At 34.6% G+C, this 10018-nt stretch carries 7 protein-coding genes; 6 read left to right on the top strand and 1 reads right to left on the bottom strand.

Annotated features, from left to right (window positions below; all coding sequences use genetic code 11):
• The 5 genes from VXS03_RS13705 to VXS03_RS13685 form a co-directional block, all read left to right on the top strand.
• Positions 1-2833: Ig-like domain-containing protein (locus VXS03_RS13705; protein ID WP_327764333.1), on the top strand; the 2833-nt coding region annotated here is incomplete at its 5' end.
• A 77-nt stretch (positions 2834-2910) separates the two neighbouring features.
• Positions 2911-5088, top strand: coding sequence for a type I secretion system permease/ATPase (locus VXS03_RS13700; RefSeq protein WP_327764332.1), 2178 nt, complete (start codon positions 2911-2913; stop codon positions 5086-5088).
• Positions 5081-6463 carry an HlyD family type I secretion periplasmic adaptor subunit gene (locus VXS03_RS13695; RefSeq protein WP_327764331.1) on the top strand — a complete coding sequence of 461 codons (1383 nt, stop codon included), beginning with the start codon at positions 5081-5083 and terminating at the stop codon, positions 6461-6463. The genes VXS03_RS13700 and VXS03_RS13695 overlap by 8 nt, the downstream gene beginning before the upstream one ends.
• A gap of 22 nt (positions 6464-6485) precedes the next feature.
• Positions 6486-7865, top strand: coding sequence for a TolC family outer membrane protein (locus VXS03_RS13690; RefSeq protein WP_327764330.1), 1380 nt, complete (start codon positions 6486-6488; stop codon positions 7863-7865).
• Positions 7862-8464 (top strand): OmpA family protein, encoded by a 603-nt coding sequence (locus tag VXS03_RS13685; protein WP_327764329.1) that lies wholly within the window; start codon positions 7862-7864, stop codon positions 8462-8464. The genes VXS03_RS13690 and VXS03_RS13685 overlap by 4 nt, the downstream gene beginning before the upstream one ends.
• A 30-nt stretch (positions 8465-8494) precedes the next feature.
• On the opposite strand, the gene VXS03_RS13680 is transcribed toward VXS03_RS13685, so the two are convergent.
• Positions 8495-8806 (bottom strand): hypothetical protein, encoded by a 312-nt coding sequence (locus VXS03_RS13680; RefSeq protein ID WP_327764328.1) that lies wholly within the window; start codon positions 8804-8806, stop codon positions 8495-8497.
• Positions 8807-9259: 453 nt separating this feature from the next.
• On the opposite strand from VXS03_RS13680, the gene VXS03_RS13675 reads away from it, so the two are divergent.
• A complete protein-coding gene (locus VXS03_RS13675) occupies positions 9260-10015 on the top strand; it encodes a ZIP family metal transporter (RefSeq protein ID WP_327764326.1) in 756 nt (251 codons plus the stop codon).
• The last annotated feature ends 3 nt before the right edge of the window (positions 10016-10018 follow it).

The raw sequence follows: 10018 nt of genomic DNA, 5'->3' as shown, positions 1-10018 counted from the left end.
TGTGCACAGTGTCGATGGTACCGCGCATGAGGTTGTGATCACCATTCACGGTACAGATGATGCACCAGTAGCCATTGCTGATCATATCGAAACAAACGAAGATACTCCGATCACTGTCGATTTAACCAAGAATGATAGTGATGTTGATGGCGATACGGTGACCGTGACTGAAATCAATGGTACGCCAGTGACACCTGGGCATGAGCAAACCATTGTCGTTGACCACGGTAAGATCGTGATCGCCCATGACGGTGGTATGACATTTGTTCCTGTTCATAATTTTAGTGGTGATGTTGATTTAACCTACACAGTATCTGATGGACAGTTATCTTCAAGTTCAACAGCAACAATTGTAGTTAAACCTATAGTGGATCCTGTTAACGTAAAAGTAACCGTTGATCTTGATGGCGCGGAAATTAAGTCACCATTAGGGGAAACAAAACATTATACATCATGGAATGATGTTGTTAGAGAATATGGCCAAAACGCACATACATTGACATCGCATGAGGATTCTAAAAATATATCTACGCGTAATGGTGAAGCTTATAGAGGTATGGAATCTCACGATAATTTATCGGCATGGCAAGCAACTAATCAAGGAAAAGGCAGTGTTTTAATTGGTGGTGACGGTGATTTAACGAATAATCATACAAATACAGGTGATGAACAAGATTCACTTTACGGTGGCAATGGTAATGATATCTTCGTTGGTGAGCAAGGTAATGATGGTTTATATGGGCATGATGGTATAGATACTGCTGTCTATTCTGGGAAATTCAGTGATTATAATATTACGGCGAATATTATTGATACATCAAATCGTGGTGGTGATCATAAATTTACAGTAACGGATAAATTGTATAATCCGCAGAGCTCAAATTTAGATAATGAAGGTCAAGATCAATTATATAATATAGAGCGCTTACAATTTTCTGACGGTACTTATTATTGGAATGAAGGCTCTCAATCATGGGAACCTGAAGCTATTACAGTGACTTATCCAATTAATATTGATGCGGCACTTACAGATACTGATTGCAGCGAAGAAATCACAAGAATTGATATTTCAGGAATCCCTAAAGATTCTGTACTTTATGATGATGCTCATAACCAGCTTGGTGTTGCAGATGCTGATGGTCATATTGTGTTAATGCCTTCAGATTGGGCGTATCAAAATTCAGATAATATTCATGTTGAGTTGAATCATTTACATTTAGAAGTTCCTCTAGATGTGGCGAGTAATATTGCATTAACTGTAACAGCAACTGGACATGAAAAAGGAACTACACAAGTAGCAATTGGCTCTGATACGACAACCTTGAACCATTATACTCATCAAGATGGTAGTTATGGCGATAACCAAATAGAAGGTGATCAAAATAATAATATTATTGTTGGTGATACAACGGGATTGCAAATTACGCACGGTGAAAATTATAATATTGCATTTATTCTTGACACATCAAGTAGTATGTACCACGACCCAATTGATGGAATAAAAAATGCTGTTATTGCAATAGATAAGATTTTATCTTATCTACAGGAAAAAGCTGTAAAAGAGCATTCAGGACATATTAATGTAACATTAATTGATTTTAATACTAATGCAATCAATCATTCTATTGATTTACTTCACTATCATCATGGAGATCTATTATCAAGATATGATCATAATGAAATTCGACATGGTGGTAAGTCAACTAATTATGAAGACGCATTTGAACATACAACTAGGTGGTTCGAATCTAAAAATGTAATTAATAATAATGGTCATAATGAGACATATTTCTTTACTGATGGACATCCAAATATATCAAATACTACTAGTAGAGATCATCAGTCTCAAATAGAGATTGATTCTTTAGAGGCCTTTGATAAATTAAAAGCAGTCTCTCCAATTGTTGATGCTATTGGTATTGGACAAGATGTTGATGCAAAAGATTTAAAACAATATGATACTGATGGTTATGTGCCAGATCACGTTAATGCAGATCAAATTGCAAATATTGTGTTAGGTACAGAAACTCAATTAACTCAAGGCAATGATAATATTCATGGTAATGATGGACAGGATATTATTTTTGGTGACATTATTAAATTTAATAGCACATCAGATCTCCAAGGGTTTGAGGCATTAAAAGAGTATATTGCACAACAAGAAGACACTTCAGTATCTAAAGTTAGTACTTATAATGTTGATAAATATATTCGAACACATATCGGAGAATTTGATTTCTCCCATTCTCATGATGGTAATGACATTCTTCATGGTAATAACGGTAATGATTTGATTTTTGGTCAAGGTGGTGATGACCTATTATTTGGTGGGCTAGGTGATGATATATTACTAGGTGGATCAGGTAATGATATATTGAAAGGTGATACTGGTAATGATGTACTTATCGGTGGTCAAGGGAATGATGAATTATGGGGTGGAGAAGGGAAAGATACTTTCTCTTGGAATCATAATTTATCTAATCATGATACTGATCATATAAAAGATTTTAATATCCATGAAGATAAATTAAATCTAAGTGACTTATTACATAATGCGACTGAAAATACAATTGATCATTATTTAACTCTTCATCAAGATGGCAATGATACGGTTATTTCTATAAATGTAGATGCGAGAAATGATGTTGAGCAAAATATTGTTTTAGATAATACTAAACTTGGTGATGTAAAAGCGAATCTTGGCGTGATTACTAATAATTTATTACATTTTGATGGTGATAAATTAATATTAGAACATCATAGTGAGCATGCTAATTCAGCCTATGAGCCAATGGTTTTGCCTCATCAACTGATTGATGATCATAATAACTAAATAAATCGGTAAGTTAATAGAGGCTAGAGTCGTCTAGCCTCATTAATTTTTTAATTTCTATATTAGAGATATATGTAGTGACAACAGTAAATAAGTCTCAGCCTGAACAATGGACGATTCCGGCATCATTTAAAGCGACGGAAGATCCATTATTAGATTGTTTAGTCTTATTGTCCGAATATTATGGCAATCCTTGTAGTGCTGATGCATTAACTGTTGGATTACCTTTATCTGATGCTTGGTTAACCGCAGAGTTATTACCACAAGCAGCAGATAGAGCAGGATTATCTGCAAAATTAATTCGAAAAGAATTAAATGATATATCAGCATTATTAATGCCATGTATTTTATTATTAAAAGATAAGCGTGCTTGTTTATTACGTAAAATAGACCATGATACGCAAATGGCAATTATTCAGTTACCTGAAAATGGTGGCGAATCTGAATTATCGATTGAGGAATTATCACAATTATTTGTTGGGTATGTTTTTTTAATAAAGAAACAATACCGTGGTGATCAGAGCCTCGATTTATATCAACATGAACAACAAGGTCATTGGCTCTGGTCGATGATTAAAAATGCAGCTCCAATTTATAAAGATGCATTAATAGCCTCGATATTAGTGAATCTGTTTGCTTTGATTTCACCATTATTTATGATGAATATTTACGATAAAATTTTACCAAATTTAGCTTATGAGTCGTTATGGGTACTGGCTAGCGGTGCTGCAATTGCGTTTACCTTTGATTTTATTATGCGACATATGCGTAGTCATTTAATTGATATTGCAGGTAAAAAAATTGATATTGTCGTCTCATCAAAGCTGTTTGCTAAAGTTATGGGCTTACCATTAGAAAAACGAGCCTCAAGTATTGGTGGAATGGCGCGGCAATTAGGTGAATTTGATAGCATTCGTGACATGTTAACGTCTGCAACAATAACGACACTCGTTGATTTACCTTTTGCTATTTTTTTCCTGGCTATAATTTATTTTGTTGCTGGTGATCTTGCGGTAATCCCGCTATGTTCAGGATTGCTTATTATAGGCTATACCTTATATTTACAACCACGTTTAAAAGCGGCGGTAGATGAAAGTAATAAATTTTCTAGTGTTAAACATGGTCATTTAATTGAATGTTTATCGGCAACAGAAGCTATTAAATCAAATGTCGCTGAAGGTATAGTTCAGCGATCTTGGCAACAAATGATTTCACATACTGCGAATTGGCAATTAAAAGTTAAAGAGATTTCTAATTCTGTTAGTTATTTTGCAACATACATTACACAATTAACCGCTATTGCTGTGGTTATTTTAGGTGTTTATCGTGTTGCGGATAGTGAAATTTCTATGGGTGGAATTATTGCTGCGGTAATGCTTTCTGGTCGTGTTGTATCACCAATGGCACAGCTAGCAAATTTACTGACGCGAGGAAATCAAACTGCAAGTTCATTACGTCAATTAGATACCTTAATGCAAGGTGAAGATGAGTTTGAAGATAAAGGTCATTTAATTAGTCGATCTCAATTAAAAGGTGATATTCAAGCCGATCATATTCAATTTAGTTATCCATCAAGTGAATATCCTGCATTAAATACAGCTTCTTTTATTATTAATGCTGGTGAGCGTATTGCTATTATTGGTAAAAATGGTTCAGGGAAAACATCGTTAGCAAAAATGTTAGCTGGATTATACCAACCCACGGCAGGACATTTACGTTTTGATGGCATAGATAGCCAACAAATTCATCCTGCAGATTTACGCAGAAATATTGGTTATATGCCACAAGATATTACGTTATTCCATGGAACTATCCGCGACAATATTATGTTCGGTACGCGGCAAGTTACTGAACATCAATTAATTCGAGCGGTTAAGTTATCAGGTGTTGATGTCTTTACATCGAGTGATTCAGAAGGGTTAGATAAACAAGTTGGCGAGGGTGGTTTTTCGTTATCACGCGGTCAACGTCAATCAGTTGCGCTTGCTCGAGCTATTTTAAATGATCCTGCAATTTTATTAATGGATGAACCAACTGCCAGTATGGATGCTTTTGCAGAGAAGCAATTTATGCGTTCAATGGCAAGTGCTGCTCGTAATAAAACGGTCATTTTAATTACTCATAAAATGTCATTATTGCCATTGGTTGATCGAATTATTGTTCTTGAAAAAGGACGAATTATTTTAGATGGACCAAGAGATCAGGTATTAAAGTCATTAAGTCGTGGTATAAGTACAGGAGCAGATCATGCCTAAGCAATTAAATTCTGAAGAATTAAGCATGGTTGATGATGTGTATGGTGCGATGATGTTATCATCGCCTAAAAAACATCGTATAGTTATTCGAGCATTGATGGCTTTTATTATTTGTTTTTTTGTATGGGCTTATTTTGCTTCTCTTGATGTTGTTACTAGAGGAACCGGTAAAGTTATTCCTTCTTCTCAAATTCAAATAATTCAAAGTTTGGATGGCGGGATATTACAGAATATGTACGTAACAGAAGGTATGGCAGTTAAAAAAGGTCAACCTTTAGCTCGCATTGATGCTACTCGTTTTCGATCTGATCTTGCTCAACAAGAAGATGAAGAGGACAGTTTACGAGCGAATATTCTTCGATTACAACAAGAAATTGCAGATATACATTTAAATGCGATATCACTTGACTGGCATAAACAAATTATTGTAGATAATAAGCCATTAGTCTATCCGAAAAATTTATTTAAAGCTGAATCAATATTATTAACACGTCAACAAGAAGAATATCATGGACGTCTTTCTGAATTAAATAATCAATTATCAATTTTAGCAACACAGATTATTCAAAAAGAACAAGAGAATGAATCAATTAATTCTCAAATTAGAACACTAAAAAATAGTTTAAGTTTAGTTGTTAAAGAATTAAGAATGACTAAACCAATGGCAGATAAAGGTATTGTTTCTGAAGTTGAGTTATTAAAACTTCAACGGCAGGTCAACGATATTAAAGGTGAACTATCAAAACTTTATTTACAGCAGCCAAAAACACTAGCCGCACGAGATGAGGCGATTTTTAAACGTAGGGATGCTGCTCTTAGTTATAATAAAGATGCACGAGCAAAACTTAATGAATTAGAGAGTCGATTATCACGATTAGTTGAAGCTCAAGTTGGATCACAAGATAAAGTAGATCGTACTGTTATCACGTCACCAGTAAATGGAACGATTAAATCGATTCATATTAATACCATTGGTGGTGTTGTTAAACCTGGTGCTGATATTATTGAAATTGTACCGACAGAAGATCAATTAGTTATTGAAGCAAAAATAAAGCCAAAAGATATTGCTTTTTTACACCCAGGATTACCTGCCGTTGTTAAAGTTACTGCTTATAATTTTACTCGTTATGGTGGTTTAGATGGAACATTAGAGCATATTAGTGCCGATACCTCACAAGATAAAAAAGGGAATAGTTTTTATTTAGTTCGTATTAGAACAAAACATTCTCAGCTTATTAAAAAAGATGGTACGCCAATGCCTATTATTCCAGGGATGCTAACAACTGTTGATATTATTTCAGGTAAAAGAACAGTATTGGATTATATTTTAAACCCTATTTTAAGAGCTAAAGATACAGCATTTAAAGAACGATAATTTTCACTAAAGGAGATAATAAATGAAGACACCGATTGCTCAGTCGTTGAAAAAAACATTCACGGCAATAGCAGTATTTTCAGTATTAGTACCTGTAACAAGTGAAGCTCAAACAATAGAGCAAGCTGTTGCATCTACGATTACAACAAATCCAACTATTCGTCAAGCTTATACGCGCTTTAAAGTGCGTGAAGAACAAGTTGTACAAGCAAAAGCAGGTTATTTGCCTTCTTTAGATTTAACTGCTGGTTATGGTTGGGAACAAACTGATACACCATCAAGTCGAGCACAAGCAAGAGCAACAAATGGTGACGAAAAAACAGACTTAAATCGCCGAGAAGTAGGTTTAAGTCTTCGTCAAACATTATTTGATGGCTTTTTAACAAGTAGTGAAGTTCATCGATTTAACCATGAAACAAGCTCTGATCAATGGAACTTATTTGCAGCGGCAGAAGATACTGGCTTAGAAGCTATTAAAGTATATTTACATTTGATGGAAGCAGATCAAGATGTGCAGTTGGCTGAAAAAAACCTAGGTAGACATCAGCATATTTTTGAACAAATTAAGCAAAAAACAGCATCAGGTTTAGGGTCAGTTGCTGATTTATCACAAAGCCAAGGCCGTTTAGCTCGAGCACAATCAAATTTAGTTGCTGCTAAAAACAACTATGCAGATGCTCGTAGTCAGTTTATTAAAGTGGTTAATGAAGAGCCTGAAGATTTACGTCAACCTGTGCCAGATGCGGTTATGCTACCTAAATCTTTAGATGCTGCATTGGCACAAGCAAAGGCGAATAATCCGACATTAAAAGTAGCTTCAAATGATATTGAAGCAGCTAAATATGAGCGTAAATCAACGCAAGCAAACTATTATCCTACTGTTAGCCTTGATCTCGGTGGTAATTGGGATGAAAACGTCGGTGGTGTTAGTGGTCATAATAATGATCTTCAGGCAATGGTACGGATGAAATACAATTTGTTTGCAGGTGGTAAAGATGTTTCTCGTGATAGAGAAGCAGCATACAAGCTTGTAAATGCTCAAGCATTACAACAACGTTCATACCGAGAAGTAATTGATGGTACAACATTAGCGTGGAATGCATATCAATTTGTTAATGAGCAAAAAGGTTATATTCACGATCATGTTATAGCTGCTGAAGAAACCCAATCATCTTATGCTCAACAGTTTAAATTGGGTCAACGTTCGTTACTTGATGTGTTAGATTCAGAAAATGAGTTATTTCAAGCACGTAAAGATTATCTAAAAGCTGAATATGATGAGCTTATTGCACAATATCGTGTATTAAACGCGACTGGTCAGTTGCTATCTTCATTACGAGTAACTCAGCCACAAGCTTGGTATGGCGAAACAACATATGAAGGTGGGGTGAAAAAAGCATGAATAAAAGCATTAAGTATTCAGTAACAGCAGTTATATTAGGTTTGTCATTAGCTGGTTGTAGTAATAAAATTATATCAATGAATGATAGTCATCAAGTGAATGATCTTCGAGATTTAGATCATGATGGCGTCATTGAAGCTCGTGAACATTGCAGTAATACTATTTTAGGATCGTCCGTTGATAATGATGGCTGTGGTTCTAAATCTGAATTTATTGTTCGACAAGATCTACATATTAATTTTATAAATGATTCTGCAACAATTGCTCCTCAATATCAGGGACAAATTGCTCAATTAGCGGACTTTATGAAAAAATATCCAGTATCGAAAGTGATTATCGAAGGTCACAGCAGTAAAGTTGGAGGGTATGATTACAATATTGCGTTATCTCAACGACGAGCAAATAATGTTGCCTCTGATTTAGAAAGTCATTTTGGAATTGCAGCTAATCGTATTAAAGCTGTTGGCTATGGTTATACACATTTGTTAGATAATGGTACAACAGAATTAGCTCATCAAAAAAATAGACGTATTGTCGCTGCTGTTAGTAGACTTGATCAAAAAGTCGATTATAAGTGGACTATATACACTAAAAATTAATCATTAACGGCTGTATTTTTGCAGCCGTTTTTATTTTAAGATGAAATTTTTATGTGATAAACACTCACTATAATCATTAAAGCCTTTCTGTTGGCATTCGATTACTTTATTTTTCATTTGGTTAAGTTCAGTATTATTACGTACAGAGTAGACATTGCCATTAGTACAACTGATTGAAATTATACCATTCGGTTCAAAATTATAGCCTTCAACGTCACTACCACATGGGTTAAATCCCACATTTGCTTTTACACTCACTTTTGTCGGAATAATTCGCACACTTTCAGTGACACATCCAACTAATAATAAAGAAAATAGGGTCGTAATAATAAATTGTTTCATAGGGACGCAAAGCTTTTTAATGAGTGATGAATATAGCGGGGATTATAAATGAAAATAATATGAATATCTTGTTGTGAAAAACCGATTAATCGTAATAAAGCATATTAATGTTAAATCGTAGTGGTGTTCTATCGCTTATTTGTTGATTATTTTGTCTCTTCAGTTGCCACGCATACCTAATATCATGGAATGTTTAAATTGAGTAATGATGGGTCATTTAAAATAGAGATTATGAAGATGTTTTTAATGTAAATGCTTAACCTTTTATTTTTAAGTTATTGATTTTTTATTATAATTGGTCATGATTATAGTGGAGATATACTCCTGATTGATGAAAAAACATGGAGTGTTGGATATTATTGCTATATGGAATTAATGTTTTACATTCAAATTGTTCGCAGAGTCACACTGTAAGTGCTATAACGTTGGCTGTTTAACGATGCGGAATACAATATGAATCTCGATGAATTTAAAATATTATCAGTAGTGCTGATTTTTATAACTACTGTACTTGCGGGATTGTATCCGTTTCTACGTAAATTTAAAACGACCCGACCATTAGAATCTCCGGCAGCAGAAGCCTTAGCATCAGGTGTTTTTCTTGGTGCTGGTCTTATTCATATGCTGGGTGATGCCTCTAAATCATTTTTAGATCATGGTATTGAATATCCTATTGCCTTTGTATTAGCAGGAAGTGTGTTCTTATTATTATTATGGTTTGAACACTTAGGTCGTCGCTTAGATGAACATGGTGACAGCAATAGTCCTGCATTCGCTATTTTAGCGATGGTCATTCTATCTATTCATTCGTTACTTGCGGGTACGGTGCTTGGATTAAGTGGTTCAATTACAATGATGGTAATGATCCTCATTGCTATTTTAGCGCATAAATGGGCGGCAAGTTTTTCCCTGGCTGTGCAATTAAGTAAAAGCCGATTGTCGTTACGCCAATCATTATTCATGTTTGCGTTATTTACGATAATGTTGCCACTTGGAGTAGGGTTAGGATCGGGTATTTTAGACTACACTGAAAATTATCCATTATTAGAGCCTACCTTTTATTCATTAGCGGCTGGTACATTTTTGTATCTTGGTACACTACATGGCTTAAAACAATCGACCATGGTTGATAAGTGCTGTGATTTAAAGAACTTTACTTTTGTTGTTATCGGTTTTGTTTTAATGGCTGTAGTTGCTATTTGGGCTTAATTT

The sequence above is a fragment of the Photobacterium sp. S4TG1 genome (assembly GCF_036040035.1).
In the GTDB taxonomy this organism is placed as follows: domain Bacteria; phylum Pseudomonadota; class Gammaproteobacteria; order Enterobacterales; family Vibrionaceae; genus Photobacterium.
This window is presented reverse-complemented; position numbering and strand designations above follow the sequence as displayed.

Excerpts from the sequence above, each read along its gene's own strand:
- VXS03_RS13695 (WP_327764331.1), top strand. The coding sequence starts at position 5,081 with ATGCCTAAGCAATTAAATTCTGAAGAATTAAGCATGGTTGATGATGTG.
- VXS03_RS13690 (WP_327764330.1), top strand. The coding sequence starts at position 6,486 with ATGAAGACACCGATTGCTCAGTCGTTGAAAAAAACATTCACGGCAATA.
- VXS03_RS13685 (WP_327764329.1), top strand. The coding sequence starts at position 7,862 with ATGAATAAAAGCATTAAGTATTCAGTAACAGCAGTTATATTAGGTTTG.
- VXS03_RS13680 (WP_327764328.1), bottom strand. The coding sequence starts at position 8,806 with ATGAAACAATTTATTATTACGACCCTATTTTCTTTATTATTAGTTGGA.
- VXS03_RS13675 (WP_327764326.1), top strand. The coding sequence starts at position 9,260 with ATGAATCTCGATGAATTTAAAATATTATCAGTAGTGCTGATTTTTATA.